Origin of the sequence: Polaromonas sp. (assembly GCF_012927455.1) — a bacterium.
Lineage (GTDB): Bacteria > Pseudomonadota > Gammaproteobacteria > Burkholderiales > Burkholderiaceae_C > Polaromonas.
On the sequence record NZ_JABBPE010000019.1, the window covers coordinates 1 to 24,974 of the forward strand.

At 61.4% G+C, this 24,974-nt stretch carries 23 protein-coding genes and 2 pseudogenes; 10 read left to right on the forward strand and 15 right to left on the reverse strand.

Annotation, left to right across the window (positions count from 1 at the left end):
- A partial coding sequence (locus HHJ18_RS19195; RefSeq protein WP_296913941.1) for an ATP-binding protein occupies positions 1-137 on the forward strand: 137 nt, incomplete at its 5' end.
- On the opposite strand, the gene HHJ18_RS19200 is transcribed toward HHJ18_RS19195, so the two are convergent.
- Both HHJ18_RS19200 and HHJ18_RS19205 read right to left on the reverse strand, forming a co-directional pair.
- Complete coding sequence (locus HHJ18_RS19200; RefSeq protein WP_296917860.1) at positions 126-509, reverse strand: hypothetical protein; 384 nt, start codon at positions 507-509, stop codon at positions 126-128. The two genes, HHJ18_RS19195 and HHJ18_RS19200, sit on opposite strands and share 12 nt — an antisense overlap.
- A 177-nt stretch (positions 510-686) precedes the next feature.
- Positions 687-1,577: a LysR family transcriptional regulator gene (locus tag HHJ18_RS19205; protein ID WP_296917861.1), complete on the reverse strand. Its 891-nt coding sequence runs from the start codon at positions 1,575-1,577 to the stop codon at positions 687-689.
- A 125-nt stretch (positions 1,578-1,702) separates the two neighbouring features.
- On the opposite strand from HHJ18_RS19205, the gene HHJ18_RS19210 reads away from it, so the two are divergent.
- From HHJ18_RS19210 to HHJ18_RS19235, 6 genes are read left to right on the forward strand one after another with little or no spacing between them, the layout of a single operon-like run.
- Positions 1,703-2,947, forward strand: coding sequence for a CoA transferase (locus HHJ18_RS19210; protein ID WP_296917863.1), 1,245 nt, complete (start codon positions 1,703-1,705; stop codon positions 2,945-2,947).
- Complete coding sequence (locus HHJ18_RS19215) at positions 2,944-4,110, forward strand: acyl-CoA dehydrogenase family protein (RefSeq protein ID WP_296917865.1); 1,167 nt, start codon at positions 2,944-2,946, stop codon at positions 4,108-4,110. The genes HHJ18_RS19210 and HHJ18_RS19215 overlap by 4 nt, the downstream gene beginning before the upstream one ends.
- A gap of 11 nt (positions 4,111-4,121) precedes the next feature.
- Entirely contained in the window at positions 4,122-4,604 is a 483-nt protein-coding gene (locus HHJ18_RS19220; RefSeq protein WP_296917867.1) for a MaoC family dehydratase N-terminal domain-containing protein, read from the forward strand.
- Positions 4,585-6,699: a 3-hydroxyacyl-CoA dehydrogenase NAD-binding domain-containing protein gene (locus HHJ18_RS19225; RefSeq protein WP_296917869.1), complete on the forward strand. Its 2,115-nt coding sequence runs from the start codon at positions 4,585-4,587 to the stop codon at positions 6,697-6,699. Before HHJ18_RS19220 ends, HHJ18_RS19225 begins: the two co-directional genes overlap by 20 nt.
- Positions 6,696-7,880 (forward strand): acetyl-CoA C-acyltransferase, encoded by a 1,185-nt coding sequence (locus tag HHJ18_RS19230; protein WP_296917871.1) that lies wholly within the window; start codon positions 6,696-6,698, stop codon positions 7,878-7,880. Before HHJ18_RS19225 ends, HHJ18_RS19230 begins: the two co-directional genes overlap by 4 nt.
- Positions 7,881-7,903: 23 nt before the next feature.
- Positions 7,904-8,947 carry a tripartite tricarboxylate transporter substrate binding protein gene (locus HHJ18_RS19235; RefSeq protein WP_296917873.1) on the forward strand — a complete coding sequence of 348 codons (1,044 nt, stop codon included), beginning with the start codon at positions 7,904-7,906 and terminating at the stop codon, positions 8,945-8,947.
- Positions 8,948-9,204: 257 nt separating this feature from the next.
- Here the strand turns inward: HHJ18_RS19235 and HHJ18_RS19240 are convergent.
- From HHJ18_RS19240 to HHJ18_RS19275, 8 genes and pseudogenes are all read right to left on the reverse strand, one after another.
- Positions 9,205-9,498 (reverse strand): annotated as a pseudogene (locus HHJ18_RS19240) (transposase); the annotation flags it as partial.
- Positions 9,499-9,793: 295 nt separating this feature from the next.
- Positions 9,794-10,010, reverse strand: a pseudogene (locus HHJ18_RS19245) (IS630 family transposase); the annotation flags it as partial.
- 191 nt (positions 10,011-10,201) lie between these two features.
- Complete coding sequence (locus HHJ18_RS19250) at positions 10,202-11,203, reverse strand: tripartite tricarboxylate transporter substrate binding protein (protein ID WP_296917875.1); 1,002 nt, start codon at positions 11,201-11,203, stop codon at positions 10,202-10,204.
- Between the two features lie 14 nt (positions 11,204-11,217).
- Positions 11,218-12,156, reverse strand: coding sequence for a polysaccharide deacetylase (locus tag HHJ18_RS19255; protein WP_296917877.1), 939 nt, complete (start codon positions 12,154-12,156; stop codon positions 11,218-11,220).
- The gene (locus tag HHJ18_RS19260; RefSeq protein WP_296917879.1) at positions 12,113-13,207 is read right to left on the reverse strand and encodes an NADH:flavin oxidoreductase/NADH oxidase; all 1,095 of its coding nucleotides are present in this window, start codon (positions 13,205-13,207) and stop codon (positions 12,113-12,115) included. The genes HHJ18_RS19255 and HHJ18_RS19260 overlap by 44 nt, the downstream gene beginning before the upstream one ends.
- The gene (locus HHJ18_RS19265; RefSeq protein ID WP_296917881.1) at positions 13,204-14,343 is read right to left on the reverse strand and encodes a M20 family metallopeptidase; all 1,140 of its coding nucleotides are present in this window, start codon (positions 14,341-14,343) and stop codon (positions 13,204-13,206) included. The genes HHJ18_RS19260 and HHJ18_RS19265 overlap by 4 nt, the downstream gene beginning before the upstream one ends.
- Positions 14,340-15,128: an SDR family NAD(P)-dependent oxidoreductase gene (locus tag HHJ18_RS19270; RefSeq protein ID WP_296917883.1), complete on the reverse strand. Its 789-nt coding sequence runs from the start codon at positions 15,126-15,128 to the stop codon at positions 14,340-14,342. Before HHJ18_RS19270 ends, HHJ18_RS19265 begins: the two co-directional genes overlap by 4 nt.
- Entirely contained in the window at positions 15,125-16,213 is a 1,089-nt protein-coding gene (locus HHJ18_RS19275; RefSeq protein WP_296917885.1) for a ketopantoate reductase family protein, read from the reverse strand. The genes HHJ18_RS19270 and HHJ18_RS19275 overlap by 4 nt, the downstream gene beginning before the upstream one ends.
- A gap of 138 nt (positions 16,214-16,351) precedes the next feature.
- Between HHJ18_RS19275 and HHJ18_RS19280 the strand changes: the two genes are divergently transcribed.
- Positions 16,352-17,266 carry a LysR family transcriptional regulator gene (locus HHJ18_RS19280; protein ID WP_296917887.1) on the forward strand — a complete coding sequence of 305 codons (915 nt, stop codon included), beginning with the start codon at positions 16,352-16,354 and terminating at the stop codon, positions 17,264-17,266.
- Between the two features lie 691 nt (positions 17,267-17,957).
- On the opposite strand, the gene HHJ18_RS19285 is transcribed toward HHJ18_RS19280, so the two are convergent.
- Positions 17,958-19,124 carry a mandelate racemase/muconate lactonizing enzyme family protein gene (locus tag HHJ18_RS19285; RefSeq protein ID WP_296917889.1) on the reverse strand — a complete coding sequence of 389 codons (1,167 nt, stop codon included), beginning with the start codon at positions 19,122-19,124 and terminating at the stop codon, positions 17,958-17,960.
- Positions 19,125-19,143: 19 nt separating this feature from the next.
- Positions 19,144-19,629: a tripartite tricarboxylate transporter substrate-binding protein gene (locus tag HHJ18_RS19290; RefSeq protein ID WP_366558864.1), complete on the reverse strand. Its 486-nt coding sequence runs from the start codon at positions 19,627-19,629 to the stop codon at positions 19,144-19,146.
- Positions 19,630-19,680: 51 nt separating this feature from the next.
- Between HHJ18_RS19290 and istA the strand changes: the two genes are divergently transcribed.
- Both istA and istB read left to right on the forward strand, forming a co-directional pair.
- Positions 19,681-21,204 (forward strand): IS21 family transposase, encoded by a 1,524-nt coding sequence (gene istA / locus HHJ18_RS19295; protein WP_296917900.1) that lies wholly within the window; start codon positions 19,681-19,683, stop codon positions 21,202-21,204.
- Positions 21,197-22,042: an IS21-like element helper ATPase IstB gene (istB, locus tag HHJ18_RS19300; RefSeq protein ID WP_296917891.1), complete on the forward strand. Its 846-nt coding sequence runs from the start codon at positions 21,197-21,199 to the stop codon at positions 22,040-22,042. Before istA ends, istB begins: the two co-directional genes overlap by 8 nt.
- A gap of 187 nt (positions 22,043-22,229) precedes the next feature.
- Here the strand turns inward: istB and HHJ18_RS19305 are convergent, their stop codons facing one another.
- The 3 genes from HHJ18_RS19305 to HHJ18_RS19315 all read right to left on the reverse strand — a co-directional run bounded on the left by HHJ18_RS19305 (position 22,230) and on the right by HHJ18_RS19315 (position 24,570).
- A complete protein-coding gene (locus tag HHJ18_RS19305; protein WP_296917893.1) occupies positions 22,230-22,751 on the reverse strand; it encodes a tripartite tricarboxylate transporter substrate binding protein in 522 nt (173 codons plus the stop codon).
- 81 nt (positions 22,752-22,832) lie between these two features.
- Positions 22,833-23,099, reverse strand: a complete 267-nt coding sequence (locus HHJ18_RS19310; RefSeq protein WP_296917895.1) for a tripartite tricarboxylate transporter substrate-binding protein — start codon at positions 23,097-23,099, stop codon at positions 22,833-22,835.
- Between the two features lie 175 nt (positions 23,100-23,274).
- A complete protein-coding gene (locus HHJ18_RS19315) occupies positions 23,275-24,570 on the reverse strand; it encodes a lytic murein transglycosylase (protein ID WP_296917897.1) in 1,296 nt (431 codons plus the stop codon).
- Between the last annotated feature and the right edge of the window lie 404 nt (positions 24,571-24,974).

The following is a 24,974-nucleotide window of genomic DNA, read 5'->3' on the forward strand; positions in this document are numbered from 1 at the left end:
CGGCCATGACGCTGGCTGCGGTTGACCGGCTGGTGCATCACGCAACCATTCTGGAGATGAACGTGGAGAGCTACCGCCGCCGCGCCGCACAGGCGGGGCATGCTCCGCCTGCCAGAAAGGCCCGTTCAACAACGTAACCAGTTCCATTCATTCCCCGCTTCCACCGGCCAGGATAGTTGTCGCCGAGCGGTCAAGATAGTTGACGTCGACCAGGTGGCGACGATATTGGCCTTGGTCGGCTCATCCAGCCGTGATGAAAGCGTGTACAACTCAATCGCAACCACAGCGACGACGCTGCCCGGCCGGGCCTCTGCGAGGCGTGAGGTAATAGACAAACCGGTGACAGCTCCCGCGCAACCCAGCCTGAATACCCGTACACGCTCTAAGTCGGAAAGAAAACCCACCTGCCGCGCGGCGCGGGCTTCGACGCTGGGCGGGGCAATTCCGGTAGACGAGACGGCGACGAAGGTATCCACGTCCGTGCTGCGAAGGCCTGCCGCATCAAGCACCTTTGAAGAGGAGGAAGCCCTTTTTTACTTGTCTCAAACCCAAGGGCATTAGATACACGCAGTACTTCGAAGGTGCAATGCGTTGCCCTAACTTTCTGTCAAAAGCTACGAAAGAGCTGCGCTATGGAACTGTGAATCAGCGTAGGGGGGTGCTACACGAGGGATAAGCCAAGTGGATCATTGGACGGAGGCTTCCACAGACCGGCGAAAGGCCTGCAGCAGAACCGCATTTTCTTCTTCCTTTCGATATGCAACTGCAAGACCCAAACTGGCTTTGGGCATGCCTTTGAGCTCGCGAAACGTGACCGCCCGAGGCGCAAGGTGTTGCCACAAGTTTGGCACCAATGCGACGCCCAAGCCACTTTCAACAAGCGCAACAATGGTCTGCGCCTGGGAAGCCTCCTGGACAATATTGGGCACAAATCCGGCGTGTGAACAGGCGTGCATCATGGACATGTAGGTGGCCGATCCTTCCAGTGGTGATGGCATGATGAAGGGTTCACCGGCGAGGTCAGCCAGGCGCAAATTCACCTTCCGGGCTTTGGGGTGGTTTTCAGGCAGCGCAGCGACGTAATGGTTGTTTTGAACGATGACTGTCGCCACCGATGGGTAGTTCGGTGCGGGAGACCGCACCAGGCCAATATCAATCAGACCGTCCACAAGGCCGGCCATGATGACATTGGTGCCAGCCTCGGACAAACGCAGATCAACCATTGGATGATCTGCGCGAAAGTGTGCGATCGCCCTCGGAAGCAGGCTGATGGTCGAGGACGCCACGAAGCTGATGCGCAGATTGCCGACCTGCCCGCCGGCCACCATTCGCGCAGTCTGGCGGAATTGCTCGGCATGAAAAAGGGTGCGGCGCGCATGCTCGATCAGGCTCTGCCCGACGGCAGTCAACGTCACGCCGCCTGTCGTGCGTTGGAGCAGGCGTTCACCGATCTCGTCCTCCAGCAGCCGTATGGATACCGACAGGGGTGGCTGGGACATGTTCAGTCTGGCCGCCGCCTTGGTGAAACTCAGTGTTTCAGACAAAACGACAAATTGATGCAGCTGTTTGAGGTTCATAGCTTATACGCATGTCGTCTAAGTCGACATAAAAACAATATTGGACATGAATGTACCCGTTTCATACGATTGAGGCTGAAACAACATAGCAACATTCTCACACCTGACTTCAATTGACCCATTCAATGGCTACCCCCCCTGGACCCCTCGCCGGCATCCGCATACTGGACATGACCAGCGTCATGCTCGGTCCGTATGCGACTCAGATGCTGGGAGACTATGGCGCCGACGTCATCAAGGTTGAAGCACCGGGCGGTGACAGCACTCGCGTCACGGGCCCGGCACTTGAACCGGGCATGGCAGCGACCTTCATCGGCGCCAATCGCAGCAAGCGAAGCATAGTGCTCAACCTCAAGAATCCGGCGGGGCGCGATACCCTGCTGGCGCTGGTCGAGCAGGCAGACGTGCTGATTTCCAGCGTGCGCCCGCAAAAGCTCGCCTTGCTGGGCCTGGAGCCCGCCGCGCTGATGAGCCGCAATGACAGGCTGATCGTCATCTCGGTTACCGGCTTCGGTGAAGGCGGCCCTTATGCCGGCCGCCCCGCGTACGACGACATCATCCAGGGCCTGTGCGGCCTGGCGTCCCTTGCCGAGGAGGGCGCCGAGGAGGGCGCCGAGCCGCGCTACATGCCCACCGTGATCGCGGACAAGACCTGCGCGCTCTTTGCAACGCAGGCCTTGCTGGCCGCGGTCGTGGCCCGTTACCAGACCGGGCGCGGCAGCCATGTGGAAGTGCCGATGCTGGAATCGATGGTGAATTTCACGCTGGTCGAGCACTTCTACGGCGCGCATTTCCGCCCCCCGGTTGGCGAGCCTGGCTACGCCCGCCTGCTCACTCCCTGGCGCCGGCCTTACCGCACACTCGATGGCCATGTGTGCGTGGTGCCCTACAGCAACGAGCACTGGCAGCGCTTTTTTGAAGAGGCCGGCCGCCCCGAACTCTTGCAGGATGAGCGCTTCAACGGCATGGCAGCGAGGACGCACAACATTGATGCGCTGTATGCCGAGCTCGCGGCCTGCATCGCGACACGCACAAGCGCGGACTGGCTCAGCACCTGCGACCGCCTGGACATTCCGGCGGCGCCGTTGCGCAGGCTGGCCGATCTCGAGTCCGACCCGCATCTCGTGGCCACCGGTTTTTTCCAGGAAATGCACGATCCGCGGCTCGGCACCCTGGTCATGCCGCGCGCGCCGCTCAAGTTCAACGGCGCCTACGCGCCCGCTGGCCGGCCACCGCCGCGTCTGGGTGAACACACCCGCGAAGTGCTGGCCGAGGCAGGCCTGCCCGAGGACCGCATCGAGGCGCTCATTCGCAGCGGCGCGGCCACGCAATTTGACTACTCCCTTTCCGACCCACGAAAGACTCCATGAACTTCGAACTCTCAGAAGACCAGATCGCCATCCGCGAAGCTATCAGCCGCATTTGTGCGGACTTTGACGCGGACTACTGGCTGCAGCGCGACCGCAACGGCGGCTTCCCGCTGGACTTTCACAAAGCCATTGCAGATGCCGGCTGGCTGGGCATCTGCATGCCACAGGAATATGGCGGCTCGGGCCTGGGCATCCAGGAAGCAGCCATCATGGTGCAGGCCATCAGCGAGTCGGGGGCCGGCATGAGCGGCGTCTCGGCGATCCACATGAACATCTTCGGGCTGAACCCGGTGGTCAAGTTCGGCACCGAAGAGCAAAAGCAGCGCATGCTTCCGCCGCTGATCGCTGGCCGGGAAAAGGCCTGCTTCGCCGTCACCGAGCCCAACACCGGTCTCAACACCACCCAGCTCAAAACCTTTGCCAAACGCGAAGGCGACATCTATTACGTGACAGGCCACAAGGTGTGGATCAGCACGGCGCAGGTCACGGAAAAGATGCTGCTGCTGGCGCGCACCACACCACTGGACAAGGTGTCCAAGCCGACCGATGGCCTCACCCTGTTCTATACCGACCTGGACCGCCGCTATGTTGACGTGCGCGAAATCGAGAAGATGGGCCGCAAGGCGGTGGATTCCAATGAACTTTTCATCGATAACCTGCCGGTACGCGCCGAGGACATGATCGGCAAGGAAGGCGACGGCTTCAAAACCATTCTTCACGGCATGAACCCCGAGCGCTCGCTGGCAGCGGCTGCTGCCGTCGGCCTCGGTCGCGTGGCGCTCAAACGCGCCGCCAAATACGCCAACGAGCGCATCGTCTTCAACCGCCCGATCGGCAAGAACCAGGGCGTGCAACACCCTTTAGCCAAATGCTGGATGGAGCTCGAAGCCGCCAACCTCATGGTCATGAATTCGGCATGGCGCTATGACCAGGGGCTCGAATGCGGGGCCGAGGCCAACGCCGCCAAGTACCTCGCGGGTGAAGCCGGCTTCCATGCCTGCGAGCATGCCGTGCTCACGCATGGCGGATTCGGCTACGCCAAGGAGTACCACGTGGAGCGTTACTTCCGCGAATCCATGCTCATGCGTATCGCCCCCATCAGTATCCAGTTGATCATGTGCTACATCGCGGAGAAGGTCCTAGGCCTTCCCCGCTCCTATTGAGGCCCGCCACCATGCAACACGGACGCATCACGCGCGGCTTCTATTTCGAGGACCTGTCTTTGGGCACCACCTGGCTGAGCCAGGGCCGTACCCTGACTGAGGGCGACCTTGGTAGCTACGTCAATCTCACCTGGTTCACGGAAGACCTGTTCACGGACCAGCACAAGCGCACAGAAAACGCCATCGGTGGCAGGCCTGTACCCGCTCTGATGGTCATGGCCTTTTCCGAAGGCCTGGTGCTTCACTCGATGGACCGCACCGGCCTGGCTTTCCTGAACGTGGACATGGACGTCAAGCGACCCATCTATGTGGGCGACACCATCTACGTCCATTGCGAAGTGATTGAATCGCGCGCCACCTCAAAGCCTGGGCGCGGCCTGGTTCGTACCCGAAACACCGTGACGAACCAGCACGGGGAGACCGTACTGGTCTACCAACCACTGCGCCTGTACAAATCACGCGAAGGCAATACCAATGCAACTAGTACGTCTTGAACGCCGCGGCGATGTGGCGGTACTGACCATCGCCAACCCGCCAGTCAATGCAATCGGCACCGCTGTGGTGGCGGGCCTTGCATCTGCCATTGACCGCTTTGAAGCCGACCGCAGCTACAAGGCCCTGCTGGTCCATTGCGACGGCAGCACCTTCGTCGCAGGTGGCGACATTGGCAGCTTTGATGACCCCGGCTTCTCGGCCGCCCCGTTCAATGCGACCCTGGACCGCATCGAGACCCTCGACAGGCCAGTGGTCGCATCGCTGCATGGGTCGGTCCTGGGTGGCGGGCTGGAGCTGGCCCTGGCCTGTCACTGGCGCGTTGCGCTGCCTTCAACCAAGCTGGGCATGCCGGAAGTCAAGCTGGGCCTGCTGCCAGGCTCGCTCGGGACGCAGCGATTGCCGCGGGTCGCGGGTATCAAGCTGGCGCTGGACATGATTTCCACAGGACGAAACATCAGCGCGCAAGCCGCGAAAGACGCCGGCATCATTGACGAGGTGAGCGACGGTGTGCCCCTGGAGACAGGCCTGGCCTTCGCGCAGGCGCTGATCAGCCGGGGCGGCGCCGCGCGCCGCATCAGCACGCTGATCATTCCGCCGGGCGGGATCGAGGCGGACTTCTTCGCCACCGCAGCCAACGATGCCCGGACAAAAAAGTCGTTCTACCCGGCAGCGGCTGCGATCGTACAGGCCGTGCAGGCGTCAACGCTACCGTTCAAGGATGGCGCAGCCGTCGAGGCGAGACTCTTTGAGGAACTACGCCAGTCCCGCGAGTCAATGGCCCTGCGCCACCTGTTCTTTGCGGAGTGCGAGGCGGCGAAGGTACCCGGCCTGGCCAAGGATGTGAAGACACGTCCGATCACCAAGGTCGGCATCGTCGGCGCCGGCACGATGGGCGGCGGCATTGCCATGAATTTCGCCAACGCAGGCATCCAGACAGTGCTGGTCGAGACCTCGCAAGCTGCGCTGGAACGGGGCCTGGGCATGATGAAGGGCAACTACGAAGCCAGCGCGGCCAAGGGGCGGCTCACCACACAGCAAGTCAGTCAGCGGATGGCCTTGCTCACAGGGTCGCTTGACTACGCGGCCCTGTCGGATTGCGACCTGGTCATCGAGGCGGTGTTCGAGAACATGGAGCTCAAGAAGCAGATTTGCGCCAGGTTGGGCCAGGTCTGCAAGTCGGGCGCCATCATCGCGACCAACACCTCGACGCTTGACGTGGATGTCCTGGCACAGGCCACAGCGCGCGCGCAGGACGTCGTGGGCATGCATTTCTTCAGCCCGGCCAATGTCATGCGGCTGCTGGAGGTGGTGCGCGGCGCGCAGACGGCGCCTGATGTACTCGCCACGGTGATGCAGCTGGCCCGCAAGATCGGCAAGGTCGCCGTGGTCTCGGGTGTTTGCTACGGCTTCATCGGCAACCGCATGGCCGAGGTGTACATGCGCGAAGCAGAGTTCCTGTTGATGGAAGGCGCCACGCCGTCGCAGATTGACGGCGCGGTGGAATCGCTTGGCATGGCCATGGGCCCTTGCCGCATGCTGGACATGGCCGGCATCGACGTGGGTGCGAAGACGGTAATCGAGTACGGCAAGGCCGGCGGCCTGCCACCCGACCCGACCTACCGCGCCGTGGTGCGGCGCATGTTCGAGCTGGGACGCTTCGGCCAGAAAACCGGCGCCGGTTACTACCGCTACGAAGGCCGCAAGCCGGAGGAAGACCCGGAGACCGCGCGCATTGCCAAAGAACTGGCCGGCACGCACGGCATCGCGCAGCGCAGCGAAATCTCACGGCAGGAAATCATCGAGCGGCTGCTCTACCCGCTGATCAATGAAGGTTTCAAGATTTTTGAGGAAGGCATTGCCTGGCGGCCGGGCGATATCGATGTCGTCTGGACGGCCGGCTATGGCTTTCCCGATCACAAGGGCGGCCCCATGTTCTACGCTGATTCGCTCGGGCTGGGCGTGATCGCCGATCGCATGGCGCACTACGCTGCAACCCGCGGCAACGCGTACGGCTACTGGACGCTGTCGCCCTTGCTCCAGAAGCAGGCAGGCGAGCGCAAACAACTTATCGATTCAAAGGCAGGAACATCATGAGGGATGCAGTCATCGTTTCCACGGCGCGTACCGGCATCGGGCGCGCCTTCAAGGGCGCGTTCAACGCAACCCGGTCGCCAACCCTGATGGGTCACGCCATCGCCCACGCGGTGAGCCGCGCCGGGGTGGACGGCGCCGAAGTGGAGGACGTGGTCATCGGCTGCGTGCTCTCAGCGGGCACCGCTGGCATGAACCTGGCGCGAAACGCATTGCTCGCGGCCGGGTTGCCGGCCACGGTTGCCGGCCAGACCATGGACCGCCAGTGCGCCTCCGGACTCATGGCCATTGCCACGGCGGCCAAGCAGGTGATCGTTGACGGAATGGATGTGGTGGTGGCCGGCGGCCACGACAATATCTCTGCGGTACAGAATGCGTACATGGCCTGGGTCGCGAAGGAACGGGACCCGAACGTCATCGCGCACGCGCCCAACGCGTACATGTCCATGCTGCAGACGGCCGAGTTCGTCGCGAAGAAGTACGGAATTTCGCGTGACGCGCAGGACCGCTACACGCTGGAGTCGCAACGGCGAACGGCGGCGGCGCAGGCTGCCGGCCGCTTTGACGCCGAGATCGTTCCCTTCACCACGACCATGACTGTTGCCGACAAAGCCACCGGGGAGCTGGTGCAGAGGGAAGTGACGCTGGACCGGGACGAAGGCAACCGGCCCGGCACGACACTCGAAGGACTCAATGCCCTCAAACCGGTGCTGGAAGGCGGCGTGGTCACTGCGGGCAACGCCAGCCAGTTGTCGGACGGCGCATCCGCCTGCGTGATCATGGACGCCGTACTGGCGGCCCGGCGCGGCATGGCGCCCCTTGGCATCTACCGCGGCATGGCGGTCGCCGGCTGCCTGCCCGAGGAAATGGGCATCGGGCCCATCTACGCGATTCCAAAGTTGCTCAAGCAGCACGGCCTCAAGGTGGAAGACATCGGCCTGTGGGAACTCAACGAGGCTTTCGCATGCCAGGTGCTTTATTGCCGGGACCATCTAGGCATCGATCCTGAACGCTACAACGTCAACGGTGGCGGCCTTTCAATCGGCCATCCCTACGGCATGACCGGGGCGCGCATCGTGGGGCATGCCTTGATCGAAGGAAAGCGGCGCGGCGTGAAATACATCGTCGCGTCCATGTGCGTGGGTGGCGGCATGGGCGCCGCGGCCCTCTTTGAAGTTGCCTGAACGAAAATCACTGGAGACAAAATATGTTTGAGAACAATAACCCATTGTTGGTGAAACACCCGAGCCCTGCCAAGGCTGCTGCAAACCGCGCAACAGTGCCAGGATGGAGCAGGCGGTCGCTGCTCGCCTTCGCCGCAGCCGCGGCTGCAGGCAATGCGTGGTCCCAGCCAAGCTGGCCTGAACGCCCGATTTCGCTGGTGCTGGGCTTCGCAGCCGGCGGGCCGAATGACCAGGTAGCCCGGCTGCTGGCCAAACGCCTGAGCGAGCAACTCAAGCAGGCGGTGGTGGTCGAAAACAAGCCGGGCGCCAACGGCAACATCGCGGCCTCGCTGGTGTCGCACGCAGCGCCAGACGGCTATACCTTCCTGTACAACAGTTCGTCCCTTGCGTTTAACGTGGCGCTCTACACGAAGACGGCTATCGACCCCCTGCGCGAGCTGGTCCCGGTCAATGGCACGGCCGCCCTGCCGCTGGTTTGTGTGGTTGCGGATTCATTTCCGGCAAAGAACTTCAAGGAGTGGGCCGCGCAACTGAAGGCCAACCCTGGCAAGTTCAATTTCGGCAGCCCCGGCAATGGCAACCTGGCCCACGTGGCGGCGGAGATGGTGCTCAAGGCCAATGGCCTGGAAGCCGTGCACGCGCCCTACAAGGGCAGCTCTGAAGCCCTGCAGGGCCTGCTCAACGGTTCAACCCAGTTCCAGTTCGACTCCGTCAACTCGCCGCTGAGCCTCATCAAGGGTGGCCGGCTGAGGGCACTGTTCGTGACCTCTCCTTCAAGGTCCCCGCTCTACCCCGACGTGATGACCCTCAAGGAAAGCGGCGCCCAGAACATTGAAGCAACGGCATGGCAAGGCGTGATGGCCCCGCCAAAAACGCCTGCGGCCATCGTGCAACGCATGGCAAAGGAAATTACCAATGCGATGGCGAACGAGCAGGTGAAAGCCGCACTCGACGCGCAAGGCGCGTACGCCACGGCCAGTACGCCGGAGCAGTACACCGCCTTTGTCACAGATCAGGTGCAGCGTTTCAGGAAGACGGTCAATGAACTGGGGATCAAGCTCGATTGAGGCGGGCGCTGTGCTGATGTCGAGATTTTTTTCTAGAACCGGGTAATCGCTTGATATGACCAGGAACATCCAACACGGCACGAATCTACCTCAGGACCTTGGCGCCGGAGTCATTTGAGAATGAACTTCCCACGGTCTGGCAGACAGTTCGTAAGCGCGCGGTGAGCCCATGTTGACGACTGCATGGCGTTCATGGTTGGCGATCAACCGTGGGTTTTGAGGGACGGCTGCAAAAAATACGGCAGTAACTCATCGATCTAACTAGCACGCTGCGTCGGCAGGCGTGTCATCACATCCTTGAAATTGACGTACGTGTCATGCCCGTTGAGCTTTGCCGACTGGATCAGACTCATCACCGCTGCTGTGCGTTTTCCAGCCCTGCGCAAGCCCGCAAATAGCCAATTGTTTCGGCCAATGGCGATCGGTCGGATCTGGTTTTCAATCCAGTTGTTGTCAATAGGCAGGCGCCCATCTTGGGTGAAGCGCGCCAGCGCCGCCCAGAGTTTCAAGCTGTAGGCCAGTGCCTTGACCGTGGCCGAGCCGTCCGTGATCTTCTGAAGTTTCAGCGGCATCAGACTACCCCGAAGCTTGCCATTACGCATCAAGAAAGCGGCCTGTGGCGAATACCCGCAAACGCTGCAATGTAGCCTCCCACTGGGAGCATTCATTGAGTGACGGTGCACGACTTGGCCCCGGTCGCGCGCGTCTCAAGAGACCCGGCATAACCAGGCGTGAGCGTGCCACCAAGGGACAGGGTATTCACGTGAATCCCCTGCTCACCCAGCGCGAAGGCCAAAATTTTGGCTTCAGCTAGCCAGGCGCAACGAATTACGTTGCTTGGAGCAGACCAAGCTTCGCGCCGTACAGCCGATGAATCTGCAATCCAACACGCCTGAAGCGTCCACAGTTCGGTTTCAAAGTCGTATTTGCTGGGCATTCTCAGCAGCGCTAGCGCCAGACCTTCGAGCTGCCACGCATCGAGCCGAGCCGGCCGCCCCCCGCGCAGCGCATCGGCTCCACCCTCATCGAGCAGCGCCTTCCACCTGTAGACGGCTTGACGCGACGACGGGCGTGCCCGACTCAGCTAGCCGAAGCGCGTACGCAATCTGCTTTTCGCTGAATCTTGATCTCTTCATTGCTCTTCCTTTCGCCCCTCAGGGCCTGCCGGAAAGCAACCGTACCTCTAATTTCTAAAAGTCCGGAATTCGGAAGGAACGTCATCCGCAATATTGGAGGAACGTCAAGACTAAATGCCTAATCGAGTTTGACTCCCATGGTACGAACAAGAGGCACCCAAACATCGTACTCAGACCGCATGAACTTTTCGACTTCGGCACGAGTCATTGCCGGGAAAGCGACCACCCCGGCCTCCTCTATCCTTTTGGCATTGACCGGATCGGCCACGGCCTTGTTTGTCGCGGCATTGAGCTTGTCCAGCACAGGGGCCGGCGTCCCTGCCGGTGCCCAGATTGCATTCCAGGAATAGGCACGGAAGTTTTTCATTCCAGCTTCGTCGAATGTTGGAACGTTGGGCAGGCTTTTCATCCGCTGCGGAACCGCGACCGCAATGGCATTCAAACGCCCCGCCTTAATCATCGGATTGACCACTGACGGGGCATCCATCGCAAAGGCGATGCGGCCAGCCAACAGATCGGTCATGGCCGGACCCGTGCCCTTGTAGGCGATATGCTGAACATCGACTCCCGCCATACGCGTGAAAACGTGGCAGGCGATGTGACTCGACGTACCGTTTCCTGCCGATGCGTAGTTGAACTGTCCGGGTCGGCTCTTAAGCAGTTGGAGCAGTTCTGGCAGGGTCTTAATGCCACTCGAAGCCGGCACAACCAGCACCAATGGGACCCTTACAGTGAGGGCTACCGGCACAAGATCCTTGACCGAATCGAACGGTAGTTTGCTGTACAGCCCGACGTTCAGCGCATAGGTCGAGAGCGTGCTGTAAGCCAGCGAATAGCCGTCCGGGGCAGATTTTGCGACGTTGTCGACGCCTATGTTTCCGCCCGCGCCGGCCTTGTTGTCGATGACGAAAGGCTGGCCCATTTGTTCGGTGAGACTTTGGGCGAGCAGGCGGGCCACCTGATCCGTGTTGCCGCCAGCCGGGAAAGGCACCACCAGCCGGACCGGTCGGTTCGGATAGGCTGCATCGGCAAGCGCGGTCGGGGGTGCAAGCGCCGCGAGCACAAAGGCGCAGGCCAGGGCCCGGCGGCGGGGCGAGAAATAGCGACTGAATGTGGACATGGTTACTCCTGCGGTCAAAAATGGGTATCAATCGAATGGGCTGGTACAAGAAAGCGCTTGCTATTGATGGAACTGCCATGCCATGCGGCGAGTTCGTGCGCACGGGCCCACCACACGTCGGGACAGCGCCGGATATGCTCAATCAGCTTGCGCAACATACGGATACGCTGGGCGCGGCCGGAAATCCAGTCATGAATCGTGACCATGAACAAGCCGCCACATTCGCGCATCCCCTCGAACTCCTCAATCCAGCTCTCCAGGACTGCCGTGGGATTGGCCGGGTGCGTCTTGTCACGCGCACTGTTGGTGTAGCGAAAATACAGCGCATCATCGACCGTCCATTGAACCGGGAGTTCAATCAAGCCCTCGACCTCGTAGGGATGATCGAAGCCCATCAAAGAGCTGTCGTACGAAACGCCATGTCGCTGCAGAACGCTCAGGAATTCAGGCGTCATCTCCCACGATGGTGCGCGATGTCCGAGACCCTTCAGGCCAGTCTGGACATGGAAGAGTTCTTGTGCGCGGACCAGGTATTCCTCGGCCTGCGCAGGCGCAATTGCCTCGATCCGTTCGTGAAAGTACCCGTGGTGTGCGACCTCATGGCCACCTTCGACGAGGAATGGCAGCAGATCAGGATAAGTTTCAGCGACGACGCCGGGAACGTAAAAGCTGCCTTTGATGTCATATTCCTCGAACAAGCGAGCGACTCGCGCGAGGCCTTGGCGCGGCCCGAAGCGACGCTGTTCGATCTCACCGAGATGCTTGATCTCCTGTCCACGGCTCATCCATAAAAACGGCGATTCGGCGTCAAGGTCGAGAGAAAATACGACTGCGCAGCTTTTGCCTGCGGGCCATATGTACTCAGGGTAGTTAATGGTGGCGTGGGGGTGCATTGGCATCGAATGGCTTTCAAAAAGTGGCGCGCAGGTACTGCGCTGGCACATCACCAGCATTCAGCATCCGGCGGGCCCGTAGCGCCCAGAAGGGATCGCTGAGTAGCGCTCGACCGAGAAACACGATATCGGCTTGCCCGCTCGCGATGACAGCCTGCGCCTGATCAACACCAACGATGCCGCCTACCGTACCGGTCGCAATGCCTCCCTCAGCACGCACACGGGCCGCTGCCTCGGCGTTGAACGCAACGCCGGGTGTCCGGGTCAGCGCAACCGCGATGCCGCCGCTCGTGCAATCGACCAAGTCGACGCCGCGCTCGCGCATCGCCACGGCAAGTCGTACCGCCTCATCGACGCCCCAGCCGTCCGACGCGCCGTCGCTGCACGACAAACGCACGAAAAGGGGAAAACCAGCTGGCAATACGGCGCGAACGGCCTCAACGGTTTCAAGCACGATGCGCACCCGGCCATCGAAATCGCCGCCATAGGCATCCTCGCGCCAGTTTGACAAGGACGAAATAAACTGGTGCAGCAGGTAGCCATGCGCGACATGCAGTTCCACGACATCAAAGCCGGCCTGCACCGCGCGTGCCGCAGCAGCGGCGAATTGATCAACTACCGCAGCAATTCCATCGCGCGCGATTTCACGTGGCATGGAAAAACCTTCCGATTGTTCCTGCGCGCTGGGCGCAACGACTGGCCAGGGATCGTCACACGCCTGGAGGGCTTTCCCGCCGCGCCACGGTGCATGCACACTGCCTTTGCGCCCGGCATGATTGAGTTGTACACCGATGGGCACTGACAACTCATGGGCAGCTCCGACCATGCGGCCCAATGCTTGTGCCTGTTCGGCATTCCACAGGCCGAGGCAACCGTGCGTGATACGGCCGGCAGCGCTTATGGCGGTGGACTCCAGCATGAGCAGGCCTACGCCGCCGATCATGCGCGCGCCATAGTGGACCTGATGCCACGCATTTGGCAGGCCATCGACCGCGCTGTACTGGCACATGGGCGAGAGCACTATGCGGTTGGTCAGCGTCAGGTCGCGCACCCGAAAGGGTGAAAACAGGTTTGGCCCAATTGGGGAGGTATCAGGCAGGGCAACGTTCATGTCAGTCCGTTCAGGAGTGAGGTCCAGAACGCCAATCGCGGAGTGAGACTGGACAGGTAAAAATGTTCGTCTATGGCATGGGCACCGTCTCCCGGCACTCCAAGGCCGTCGAGCGTCGGAATACCGAGCGCAGCAGTGAAATTTCCGTCGCTCGCTCCGCCGGTCATGGGAACATCGTCGAGCTCGAACCCAGCGCCGGTGGCATAGCGCTGCGCCTGTGCCAACAGCAGGGCTGTTGCCGCGGTCTTCTCGTAGGGCGGTCGCTTTATCCACGCCTCAACCTCCAGCGTCACATCAGGAGTGCGCGGTTGCAATGCAAGAAGCCGCGATTGGATTTCGACGGCAAGCGCCTGCGTGGGCATGCGAAACTCGCCGGCCAGCCGGCTGAATTCGGGCACCACGTTCGTACCCGTACCGCCCTCTATCGTGCCGACATTGACGGTGACGCCGCGCGCGTAGTCCGTCATCGCCTCTAGTTGCAATACCTGGTGCGCCAGTTCGCGGATCGCGTTGCGACCACGATCATGGTTCAATCCAGCGTGCGCGGCGCAGCCATGGGCTGACAGCCTCAAACCACCAATGCCCTTGCGCGCGGTCACGCATCGCCCCGCGTGGCGCGCCGGCTCACAGACCAGCGCGTACCGCGCGCCGGCCGCAATGCGCTCGATCGCAGGCCGCGAAGCGGTGCTGCCGATTTCTTCGTCGGGGACGAACACCATGTCGATCGGCAAGGCGCTGCTGCTGCTGTGTCTTAACACCTGCTTCAACGCTTCGAGTGCAACGCAAGCACCAGCCTTCATGTCGTAGCTCCCCGGACCGTAAACACGATCACCTTCGATGCGAAACGAGTTGCGTTCGAGCGTGCCGAGTGGATGGACGGTGTCAAGATGAGCCAACACAAGGATACCGTCGCGTCTATCGCCTTTGCGGCGGTGGCTCACGGTCAGCAATGGACCGATTTCCGGCCCTAGATCCTGCACGGTGGTCACCAAGCCCGCATCGCGCGCGTCGCACCCTATGAGTTCCGCAAGCGAAGCGATGGATGAACCATTGCGCGACGGCGTCTCAATCTCAATCCAGCGACGAATTCTGGCGAGCAATGCTCCTTCCGTTATGGCATCAAGATTAATTTTCATTGCACACTGCGTCGGTTAATACCATTGCCGCCATCAACCGCGATGGTCTCCCCGGTGACGAAACTCGCCCCATCGGAACAGAGGAAGCAAACAACGTCGGCAACCTCGCCTGGCGCCGCCAAGCGGCCGAGTGGTACGTGGGAGCCGACGCGTGCGAGGTGCGATGCCGGTATTTCATGGGTGGTGTCGCCACCGCGCAGCCCTGGCCGGACGCTGTTGACACGAACCCCAGATGGGCCGAGCGTTACAGCGAAGGCGCGCGTCAAATGTTCAAGAGCGGCTTTCGACGCACCGTAAACTGCTCCGTTGTCGCGGACCACGCTGGCCGCAGCCGAAGACATGTTGCAGATGACGCCACGTCCACGCGCGGCCATGACTTCACCAAGGCGCTGCGTCAGGTAAAACGGAGCGCGCAAATTAACGTTCAATATTGCGTCGAATTGGTCGATCTGCATGGTCATCAGGTCGACAAACGGGAACAGCCCGGCGTTGTTGACAAGGACATCGGGGGTATCTCCGACGAGAATGGCATCAGCCAGCGAGCGCAGGCTGTGCGAATCAGTAAGTTCGGCGCGCAGGTAGCGAAATGAGCCTGCTGGCAATGCAGGGGAAGGCGCGAGGCACTCCAGGCGGTCGCTCAGCACCAGCCTGGCGCCGAGCCGGTGAAAGGCTGCGGCGATGTCACCGCCATAAGCACCGCCTGCGCCTGTAATGACCACCGTGCGGCCGACAAAGCTCACCTGCCCGGCCGCAGCCTGCCCCGGAAAAATAGCGGGAACACTCATGCCTGCACCTGGCTCTGTTGTACCCGTCGGGCGAGCGCGATGAGATTGCTGCGGTCTATAGAGCGCGTGCCAGCCTCGATCTCGCGGATCATGTCGATCAAATGCCCGGTCACGGGTGCCGTGCGCCCGCGCAGCTCAGCGACCCGCACAATCTCGGCGATCTGGGTATCAACTTCGGTTTTGCGTTTGCGGACGGCTAGGTCGCGCCAGACGCCGCTGCGCTGCTTCGTGGAGTGGCGGTAGTGATCCGCCATACGGCCCAGCGAGGCCGCTGCGAGTGATGTGTGGGCGTTTAATTCAAATGCATCGGGCTCAAAACCGTCGAAACCGTAGGGAGCCACATGGACCGCGCGCGCTATACCGATCACCTCGCGTGCCAGAGCAACAAACAGCGGCCGGTGTGTGGCGTCATCGAAGGTTTCCGCCATCGTCTCGTTTGCAAGCGCTGTCGCAAAAAGCATGCTGCCATAGGCGAGCTTGCCCCATTTGTAGCGCATGATATCGCCGACTGCGCTGCTGTCGGCGTCGAAATCGCGCAGCAGCGCGGCCAGCGACTCGACGCGCGGGGTCAGGCCCGGCGCCAGTTCGCCGAGCTTGACTGCGCCGCGATTGCCATAGTCGATACGCCCTGGCGCCAGATAGTCGGCTGCAAAGTTCACAAAACCGCTGACGGTTCGTTGCGCGCCGACGCGCGCGGCGATAGTGCCCTCGTTCAATCCGTTTTGCAGCGAGACCACCACCCCGTCGTCACTCAGGTGAGGCGCCAGTTGCTGAACCGCTTGGACGGTGTGCTGTGCCTTGACCGCAAGGAAAATGCAGTCATAAGTGCCCGTCAGCAGCTCGGGGGTCACCGCCTGGACGACTTGTACAAACTGAGCAACCCGTCCTTCGATTTGCAAGCCGGTGGTACGCACAACGTCCACGTGCTCGCCAACAATATCGACTAGCTTGACTGGCACGCCAGCACGCGCCAAAAACGCTGCGACACAGCCACCTATCGCGCCGCCACCCCAGACCAGCACAGGGGAGCGCGCAAACCAATGCGCGCCGGCGCGTGTTTCCTGCATGTTTTTGCCCTGATTCATTGCATCTTCCTTCGGTGCTGCCGGCGCGTTCACGAACTATTTCGCGGCCGATGACTAAGTGGCCATTGTCGGCACCGCAGTCGGGCAACTCAATGCATAGGAACAGATAGTAGGAATAACTCAGAGTAATATCAGGCTGTGGGTTTTCCTGATCTCAATCTTCTCGTTTATCTGCACCTCCTGATCAAACATGGAAGCGCCACCAAGGTCGCGCACGAGTTGAATGTGAGTCAGCCGGGTGTTAGCGCTGCGTTGCGCCGCCTGCGCATCGTGCTGGAAGACCCGGTAATGGTCCGCTCTGGCGGTCGCTTGGTGCCAACATCAAAAGCTCTCGCAATTCACGCCCAGATGGCCCCCAGTCTGGATTTGTGGAAAAGGCTTGCAGATGGCAACGTGATGTTTGACGCCTCGCGCACAACGCGGACCTATTCTGTCCTGGCCTCCGACTACATCCAGTTCCTGCTGCTGCCGGGCCTTTCCTGCAAGCTCTCGCTGCTGGCACCCAAAGCGGAGTTGCGCGTCATCCCCCCGAATCCCTATCGCCGCCTTCAGATGGTCGTTGAACGAGAAGCGGATTTCGCGATCGGCTACTACCATGAAGCGCCGGAAGAGCTTCGATCCCGGCGCTTGTTTCTGGAAACGATGGTCTGCGTCATCCGGCGTGGCCACCCGGCATCCGGGCAGTTCGACCTGGCTGCCTTCTCGCGGCATTTGCACATTGGAATCACATCGGTAGCGCAAGGCTCGTACAGCGCCACACTGGAACAGGCCATCGCCGAGCAGAGGGTGCAACGACGTGTGCCGATCACGGTTCCAAGCTATCTAGCCGCGCCGCACGTTGTGCTACAGACCGACTACGTCGCCATCCTGCCGGCCAGCATTGCTCGTGCATTCGCCGCCATGCTCCCGCTTGAACTGCATCCAAGTCCTGTCGGGCTTCCAGCTCTTGACGTTTCTATTTTTTATCACGACAGCATGCAAAACGACCCGTCGCACAAATGGTTCCGCGACTTGACCGTCGAAGTTGTCGCAGAAAAAGTGCTTAGCAAATAGTCCGTCTACAAATCAAGGTTAGCTTTTTTCAACCGTGACGCCTATCAGAAGTTCTGCGTAACACCAGTTTTTCATCCCACTATCCGGTTCGTCAAACCATTGCGCCCAGAAGAACGGTGGTGGCTTGCGACCTCATGAAGTCCACTCCGGACCGCTGGCGATTGAACATCTACAAAGCAGTCGTTGGCCGATACCTGCTTTCGCTGCCTTGAAATCGTTCGAGTTGGATGACCGAGGGACCGCCACGGGCCGCAGTCATCAATGCACTAAAGCGTATTGATTATCGATAATTGAACAGTGTCGATAGCCAGCAACTACATATTGCCGCTAGCCAGCAATGGCTGGTTTCCGACCCGTGATTGCGTATTTTTTGTGTTCGCCAATTCGCCCTATAAGATATCTACGCCAAGCTCGGCGCAATGGCGATATTTTTTCTATTCTGTGGGTAATTCGCATTCATGAATACAGAGCTAACAGATCGCCTCCACAACGACTTTCCGCAACTCTATCTGGGCCACACGTACCGCCAGCAGTTGCATGGGCGCGGCCGAGTCACCCAGAATGCCCACCTCAAACCCGGGATCGTTGGCCATGCGGGCTGAGAGGGGGCGAAAACGGGCGGACAGCGGACGCAGGCATCTGCCGCCAGCACCGCGCGCAGTCGCGCGTCCGCAAATCGGTGGTGTTCAAGTCACGCCATGATCTGCGTGAGCACGGGCCGCAGCTCGGCCTTCTGCTCGAGGCCAAAGCCGGGGGCTTCGCTGGGGCGCACCGTGCTGGCGCCCAGTGCGCATTGCGCTGCATAGCCCCCAAATGGCTGGAACACGCCGGGGTAAGCTTCGCAACCACCCAGCCCCAGGCCCACGGCTATGTGCAGATTTATCAGATGGCCGCCATGCGGGTAGCACTGGCGGCGGTCGAAGCCGTGTGCTTCGAGCATGGTGAGCATGCGTGCGTACGCGGTCAGGCCATAGCTCAGGCCCGCGTCCATCTGGAAGATGTCGCGCCCGGGGCGCATGCTGCCAAAGCGCGCCAGATTTTGGGCGTCGGGCACGGAGAACAGGTTTTCCCCTGTGGCAATGGGGCCGGCGTAGGCTTGCGCGACTTGGGCGTTAAGCCAGTAATCCAGTGGGTCGCCAATCTCCTCGTACCAGCGCAACTGGTAGGGCTCAATGGCTTTGGCGTAGACCAGCGCCGTCTCGAGATCAAAGCGGCCATTGGCATCGACCGACAGGTGGCTGCCGCTGCCGGCCACGCTCAGGGCTTCTTCAATGCGTTTCAAGTCCTCGGCCAGCGGCGCGCCGCCGATCTTCATCTTGAAGGCGCTAAAGCCCAAGTCGCGGTAGGTTCGGAACTCGTCGCCCAGGGTCTTGCCCTGACCGGGCTCGTAGTAGTAGCCGCCTGCGGCGTACACGTCCACCGTGCGCTTTGCTGCAGGCCTGCCGTACTCGCGGGCGATGGTGGCGTAGGCGGGCTCGTCGGCCAGCTTGGCGTTCAAATCCCAGATGGCCAGTTCCACCGCACCGATGGCCGCCGCGCGGTCGCCATGGCCGCCGGGTTTTTCGTTGCGCATGGCGCATTGCAGTACCCTGGCTGCGTCAAAGCGGGTGCCGCTGGCGTCCAGGAGGCTCTCGGGCACAGCCTTCATGAGGCGCGGCAGGATGCGCTCGCGCAGGATGCCGCCCTGCGCATAACGGCCAATGGAGTCGAAGGCATAGCCGACCACGGGCTTGCCGTGGCGCACGACGTCGCTGACGATGGCGACGAGCGACACGGTGTGCTCGGCAAAGCTAACGACGGCATTGGTCACATTGCCTTCAAGGGGAACACTCAGTTCCCGGATGTCTGTGATTCGCATGGTATGAAAGCTTTTCGGGTCAGTCGACGGTGATGCCACCTTTTTTAATCACATCGCCAAACTTCACTATCTCGCTGCCGATGTACTTGCCAAACTCCTCCGGGCTGCTGCCCACGGGGATCATGCCAAGCCGGCTCAGGCTGGCCTTGGTCGAATCCAGAGCCAGCGCGGCTTTGAGGTCGGTGCTGAGCTTCTTCTGAATGGCTGGATCCAGACCCTTGGGGGCCACGATGCCCAGCCAGCCCAGCACATCGAAGCCTGGAACTCCGCTTTCGCCCACGGTTGGCACACTGGGCCAGCTTGGCATGCGCTGCGCAGTGGAGACCGCCAGCACCCGCACCTTGCCGCCCTGCAGGAAAGGCACAACTCCCGGGGCGGAATCGAATAACACGTCGATCTGGCCGCCAATCAGGTCGGTGTCGGCGGGCGAGGTGCCCTTATAAGTGTTGACGCCGAGCGAAATTTGACCATCTAAAGGCCGAAGTGCCGATTCAAAATTGACCAGGGTGTTTTACTGACCTGCTGAATTTTTCAGCAGGAGAAGAAGGTGATCACCATGGACATGATAGGCAAGGTCAGGCGCATGAAACTGCGCGACAAGCTCTCCAACAGCACCATTGCAAAGCTCACAGGGCTGTCGCGCAACACGGTCAAGAAGTGGCTCAAGGCACCGGGCAATATCGCTCCCAAATACAGCCGGGAAAGCAGCGAGGGCAAACTCACCGCTTTTGAAGAAACGCTGGAGCAGGCCCTCACGGTCGACGCCCATCGACCCAAGCATGGCCGGCGCACGGCCAAGGCGCTGTTTACGCAAATCCAGGCGCAGGGCTACCGGGGCGGCTACAGCGCCGTGACCGACTTCACCCGCGCCTGGCGCGAGTTGTCGGGCAAAGCCATCACCAAGGCATTCGTGCCCTTGAGTTTTGAGTTGGGTGAAGCGTTCCAGTTTGACTGGAGCGATGAAGGCTTGGTGGTGGGCGGCGTGTTCTACAAGCTGCAAGTGGCGCACTTGAAACTGTGCGCCAGCCGCGCTTTCTGGCTGGTGGCCTACCCCAGCCAGGGCCACGAAATGCTGTTCGACGCCCACACGCGGTCTTTCCAGGCGCTCGGCGGCGTCACCCGGCGCGGCATTTACGACAACATGAAGACGGCGGTGGACAAGGTCAAGAAGGGCAAGGGGCGCATCGTCAACGCCCGCTTTGCCGCAATGTGCAGTCACTACTTGTTTGACCCTGACTTCTGCAACGTCGCTTCCGGCTGGGAGAAAGGCGTGGTGGAGAAGAACGTGCAGGACAGCCGCCGGCGTATCTGGATCGAAGCAGGGACGCGCCGCTTTGGCTCGTTCACCGAACTCAATGCCTGGCTGGGCGAGCGCTGTCGCTCCATCTGGGCAGACACGCAGCATCCGATTCACAAACAGTTCACGGTGGCCGAAATGCTGGAGCTGGAGAAAGGGCACTTGATGTCGATGCCTGCGGCGTTTGACGGCTACGTGGAGAAGGCCGCTCGCGTGAGCAGCACTTGCCTGGTGGCTGTCGCGCGCAACCGCTACTCGGTGCCTTGCGAATGGGCCGGTCACCTGGTGAGCACCCGGCTTTATCCCAACCGGGTTGACGTGGCCGCTGTTGATACCTTGGTAGCGAGTCACTGCAGGCTGGCCGGCAGTGGTCAGACCACGTATGACTGGCAGCACTACATCGATCTGGTGCAGCGCAAGCCCGGCGCGTTGCGAAACGGCGCGCCGTTTCTGGACCTGCCCGCGCCCTTGCTGCGTCTGCGCCAATCGCTCTTGCGCCACACTGGCGGGGACCGCGTCATGGCCCAGGTGCTGGCCGCCGTGCCCCAGGCCGGCCTGGAAGCCGTGCTGGTGGCCATCGAGCTGGTGCTCGAAAGCGCCGCGCCGAGCGGCAGCATCAGCGCCGAGCATGTGCGCAATGTGCTGGCCCGGCTCACTACGCCAGCAGTGCCAGAGCAGGCCCACACGACATTGCAGCTTAGCGAGCCGCCCCGGGCTGATACCGCGCGCTATGACCGCCTGCGCCCCACCCACCAGGACGGCCAGGAGGTGAGCCATGCGTGATGACAAACACGGTGCCAAGCGTGATGTTCAGCTCGAACTCAAGGCGCTGCGCCTGAACGGCATGGCCGCTGCCTGGACTGAGTTGACGGCGCAAGGGAGCGACTCGACCCTGGACGCCTCGCGCTGGCTGATCGAGCACCTGCTGCAGGCCGAAGAGGTGGACCGGGTCATGCGTTCGATTGCCCACCAGATGAAGTCGGCCCGTTTCCCGGTGCACCGGGACATGGCAGGCTTTGACTTCGAGGCGTCGCAGGTGGACAAAGCCTTGATTCAAAAGCTGGCGGACCTGTCGTTTACCGAAGACGCGCAGAACGTGGTGCTCATTGGCGGGCCGGGCACTGGCAAGACGCACCTGGCCACCGCGCTGGGAATCGCTGGCCTCACACGCCACGGCAAGCGCGTGCGGTTTTACTCCACGGTCGATCTGGTCAACGCCCTGGAGCAGGAAAAGGCGCAGGGCAGAGCGGGCCGGATTGCCCTCAGCTTGACGCGCATGGACCTGGTCATCCTCGATGAGCTGGGTTACCTGCCGTTCAGCCAGGCCGGCGGCGCCTTACTGTTTCATCTGCTGTCCAAGCTCTATGAGCACACCAGCGTGCTGATCACCACCAATTTGACGTTTGCCGAATGGTCCAGCGTCTTTGGCGATGCCAAGATGACCACCGCGCTGCTCGACCGCCTCACGCACCATTGCCACATCGTGGAGACGGGCAATGAGTCGTACCGCTTTCGGCACAGTTCCAGCGAAGCCAAGGGGCGCATCAAATCCAGGGAGGCAGCCCGAAAGACACAGGCGCGCCAAGGCACAGAACCGACCGAAGAAACCGAACCGCTCTGATCAACGGGCGGCGCAGCGGGCAAGCTGCTTCGAGCTACGCCCTGCGCAGCTTGCCCGCTGATGGGATTCACAGCAACCTTCAAAAGGAGTCAGCAACACAGCCGCGAGCTATAGTTATCCACAGCTGGGCTTTAAAAAGCCGGCTTTAGCCCCTGGTCAATTTTGAATCGGCACAGCTGGTCAACATTCAATCGGCGCCAACACCCTTATAAGGAATGTGGACCATGGAAATGCCGGTGCGTTGCTTCAGCATTTCCATCGTCAGGTGCTGTGTGGAGCCGTTGCCGCCGGAAGCGTAGCTCAGCTTGCCCGGCCTGGCCTTGGCGTCGGCAATCAGGTCTTGCACGGTCTTGTATTTGGAATTGGCTGGGACCACCAGGGCCTGAGCGACACCTGCCACATTCATGATGGCCGTGAAGTCGCGGCGCGGGTCGTACCCCGCATTTTTGATGAGGTTGGGCGCAATGGCCATCGGGCCGCTCGATCCCAGCAGCAGCGTGTACCCATCGGGCGCCGCCTTGGCGACGAACTGGCTGCCGATGGTGCCGCCCGCGCCGGTCTTGTTGTCCACGATCAGGGCCTTGCCCCAGCTCTTGCTCAGCGGCTCGGACAGGATGCGCGCGAGGATGTCGCCCGACTGGCCGGCCGCGAAAGGTACAACTATGGTGACCGGCCTGGAAGGGTAGCCCTCGGCGCCCCCTGAGCCCACGCAAGGGTGGGCAAGAGGGAAAGTGCTGCGGCTGCCGTGAGAAATGCTCTGCGATGGATCATGAGTGTCTCCCGAAAAATCTCATTCGAGCGAGATATTGCCTGACTTGATAACCGCGCCGAACTTGTTCAGCTCACTGTCGAGGAACCGCCCGAACTCATCAGGGCTGCTGCCAATGGGGAAGATGCCGAGCTTGGACAAGCTGATCTTGACTGAGTCGGTCGCCAGGGCCTTCTTCAGGTCGACGTTGAGCTTGTTGCGGATCGCAGGATCGAGCCCCTTGGGCGCGGCGATACCGTACCACCCCAGGACGTCGAAGCCCGGGTACCCGCTCTCAGAGGATGGCATAAACCATCTGCAGACCAAGGCATGGGCTAAAACTGTCGAGATGGCACAAAACCTTAAAAGCCAACTCGATATGGTTGGTAAATCAGACAGATGATGCCGCCACGAAACATCCCGCCATTGACTAATGGAGTGGAGACGTACGGCGCCCAAATCCGGTCGGAGCCGTGTCGTCGCGTCACTGCAGGCGCTGCAGCAGGTCCAGGGTCGGATAGCCGTCCGCCGGCAGGCCCACGCTGCGCTGGTATTGACGAACGCCGCGCCGCGTGGCCGGGCCGATAGTGCCGTCTGGCGTGCCGCTGTCGAAGCCACGTACATTCAGCGCCGTCTGCAGCGCCAGCATCTGGCTGCGCGAAAGTGCCTGCAAATCGCGCGGCCAGGCTGTCTGCATCGCTGGGCCGCCGGCCAGCTTTTGCGCCAGCAAGCCGACGGCTAGCGCATAGCTGGTCGAGTTGTTGTAGCGCAGGATCGTGCGGAAGTTGGGTCCGACCAGGAAGGCCGGCCCGCGCGCGCTGGCCGGAAGCAGGATCGAGCTGCCCTCCAACGCAGGCAGCGGCGCGCCGTCCATAGCTTGCACACCCTCGTCCGCCCATTTGGTCGACGGCTGTTGCACATCGGCGTCGGCGCGCGCGTAGTCGAATCCCGGCGGCAAGCGCACCTCAAGCCCCCACGGCTGGCCGGCTTGCCATCCGGAGCGTGCCAGGAAGTTCGCGGTCGAAGCCATCACATCGGCTACGCTGCCCCAGATGTCGCGTCGGCCATCGCCATCGGCGTCGACCGCATAGGCCAGAAAGTTCGATGGCAGGAACTGCGTCTGGCCCATCGCGCCGGCCCACGAACCTATCATCTGCGCGCGGTCGATGTCACGATTCTGCAGGATTTTCAATGCCGCGAGCAACTGGCCACGCGCCCACTCCTCGCGTCGGGCGTCGAAACCGAGCGTCGCCAAGGCGTCGATGGTCGGGATGTTGCCGACGTTGCTGCCGTAATTGCTCTCCATGCCCCAGATCGCGACGAGGACCTCTGCCGGGACTCCGTAGCGCGCTGCAATGGCATCGACATCGGGGCGCAGTTGCAGCAGCTTGTCCTGGCCACGGTCGATTCGCTGCGTCGACAGCGCGCCGTCGAGGTAGTCCCATACAGTGCGGGTGAACTCGGGCTGCGCCCGATCCGACTCGATGACGCGTGGGACGAGGCGGACGTTGTCGAATGCGACTTGGAGCGTTGCCTCGTCGATGCCGGCTGCGCGTGCGATGGTGCTGAACTCGGCCACCCAACGGGCAAACTTTTCGCTGCGGTCGAAATCGTCGGATACGTCTGGGACTCGGGTCGGGCTGGCGACTACCGTCGATGGAGCAGGTGCCTTGGTTTCGACCGACGGTGCGGAGGCACAACCCGCAACCACGAAGATCGCCAGCAACGCGGGAGCAAGCCAGCAGCGAGCTGACACTGAGAAACGGGATGTTGTTTGCATTCATCCTATTCTCGTCGTTCTATGGAGCCAAGGGGCTTTGATGCCGTCGGTACCGATGGCCGGCGCCGAGCTCACCGCTAACTCCTCCACACTGCGCGACCTCGCTGAGGTCGCGCAGTGTGGAGGAGTTAGAGCGCTTCAAGCACGACAACAACCTTATGCCTACCTTTGGAGCTGCCCGTCGCGGTTACTGCTTATCCAGGGGCGACCTGGAAATGCTGATCGGGCGCGTGAAAACCCCGCGTGCATGTTGTCGCCGACGCCAATTTGACCAAGGGAGGTGTGAATCGCCCCGGGTTCCGTGGAGGCCCGTTGGGTTAAGTCAGGCAGACACTGCAACTTGACTGGCTAATTGCCGATAGTAATTTTCTTCAGCCTCGGCAGGGGGAATGTATCCGATGGGC

Excerpts from the sequence above, each read along its gene's own strand:
- HHJ18_RS19205 (WP_296917861.1), bottom strand. The coding sequence starts at position 1,577 with ATGAACCTCAAACAGCTGCATCAATTTGTCGTTTTGTCTGAAACACTG.
- HHJ18_RS19210 (WP_296917863.1), top strand. The coding sequence starts at position 1,703 with ATGGCTACCCCCCCTGGACCCCTCGCCGGCATCCGCATACTGGACATG.
- HHJ18_RS19215 (WP_296917865.1), top strand. The coding sequence starts at position 2,944 with ATGAACTTCGAACTCTCAGAAGACCAGATCGCCATCCGCGAAGCTATC.
- HHJ18_RS19220 (WP_296917867.1), top strand. The coding sequence starts at position 4,122 with ATGCAACACGGACGCATCACGCGCGGCTTCTATTTCGAGGACCTGTCT.
- HHJ18_RS19225 (WP_296917869.1), top strand. The coding sequence starts at position 4,585 with ATGCAACTAGTACGTCTTGAACGCCGCGGCGATGTGGCGGTACTGACC.
- HHJ18_RS19230 (WP_296917871.1), top strand. The coding sequence starts at position 6,696 with ATGAGGGATGCAGTCATCGTTTCCACGGCGCGTACCGGCATCGGGCGC.
- HHJ18_RS19235 (WP_296917873.1), top strand. The coding sequence starts at position 7,904 with ATGTTTGAGAACAATAACCCATTGTTGGTGAAACACCCGAGCCCTGCC.
- HHJ18_RS19250 (WP_296917875.1), bottom strand. The coding sequence starts at position 11,203 with ATGTCCACATTCAGTCGCTATTTCTCGCCCCGCCGCCGGGCCCTGGCC.
- HHJ18_RS19255 (WP_296917877.1), bottom strand. The coding sequence starts at position 12,156 with ATGCTGGTGATGTGCCAGCGCAGTACCTGCGCGCCACTTTTTGAAAGC.
- HHJ18_RS19260 (WP_296917879.1), bottom strand. The coding sequence starts at position 13,207 with ATGAACGTTGCCCTGCCTGATACCTCCCCAATTGGGCCAAACCTGTTT.
- HHJ18_RS19265 (WP_296917881.1), bottom strand. The coding sequence starts at position 14,343 with ATGAAAATTAATCTTGATGCCATAACGGAAGGAGCATTGCTCGCCAGA.
- HHJ18_RS19270 (WP_296917883.1), bottom strand. The coding sequence starts at position 15,128 with ATGAGTGTTCCCGCTATTTTTCCGGGGCAGGCTGCGGCCGGGCAGGTG.
- HHJ18_RS19275 (WP_296917885.1), bottom strand. The coding sequence starts at position 16,213 with ATGAATCAGGGCAAAAACATGCAGGAAACACGCGCCGGCGCGCATTGG.
- HHJ18_RS19285 (WP_296917889.1), bottom strand. The coding sequence starts at position 19,124 with ATGCGAATCACAGACATCCGGGAACTGAGTGTTCCCCTTGAAGGCAAT.
- istA (WP_296917900.1), top strand. The coding sequence starts at position 19,681 with ATGGACATGATAGGCAAGGTCAGGCGCATGAAACTGCGCGACAAGCTC.
- istB (WP_296917891.1), top strand. The coding sequence starts at position 21,197 with ATGCGTGATGACAAACACGGTGCCAAGCGTGATGTTCAGCTCGAACTC.
- HHJ18_RS19310 (WP_296917895.1), bottom strand. The coding sequence starts at position 23,099 with ATGCCATCCTCTGAGAGCGGGTACCCGGGCTTCGACGTCCTGGGGTGG.
- HHJ18_RS19315 (WP_296917897.1), bottom strand. The coding sequence starts at position 24,570 with ATGCAAACAACATCCCGTTTCTCAGTGTCAGCTCGCTGCTGGCTTGCT.